The organism is Neisseria sp. P0021.S006, from assembly GCF_051956895.1.
Map to the genome: position 1 here is coordinate 1 of NZ_JBQCWZ010001051.1, position 516 is coordinate 516.

A 516-nucleotide genomic window follows, 5' to 3' on the forward strand; every position below is an offset into this window, starting at 1 on the left:
GACGATATGGCTGCCGGTAATCTTTGCGTATCGGTAGGCTACGGCGGCGACCTCAATATTGCCAAAACCCGTGCCAAAGAAGCAGGAAACGGCGTCGAAGTCGAAGTGTTGGCGCCGAAAAGCGGCGTCGGTATTTGGGTGGATTCGCTGATGATTCCGCGTGATGCGCAAAATGTGGCCAATGCACACAAATACATCAATCACACGCTCAATCCGGAAACAGCGGCCAAAAACGGCAACTATGTGACTTATGCTCCGGCCAGCCGTCCGGCGCGTGATTTGATGGATGAAAAGTACACATCCGATGAATCGATTTTCCCAAGTAAAGAATTGATGGAAAAAAGCTTCATCGTCTCCCCTAAGTCAACCGATGCGAGCAAACTCAGCGTTCGCCTGTGGCAGGCTTTGAAAGCAGGGCGATAATTAAAATTGAAATTTGAATACTCAGGCCGTCTGAAACAGTTTTTCAGACGGCCTGAGTGTTATAATTGTCAACACTTTTCAAATATCCTATGA

1 protein-coding gene is annotated in these 516 nt (G+C 48.1%); it reads left to right on the forward strand.

Annotated elements, in window-relative coordinates; all coding sequences use genetic code 11:
* Window positions 1-423, forward strand: a 423-nt coding sequence (locus ACTHUM_RS18665) for an extracellular solute-binding protein (protein ID WP_440403776.1), incomplete at its 5' end; no start/stop codon positions are given.
* Window positions 424-516: the final 93 nt, after the last annotated feature.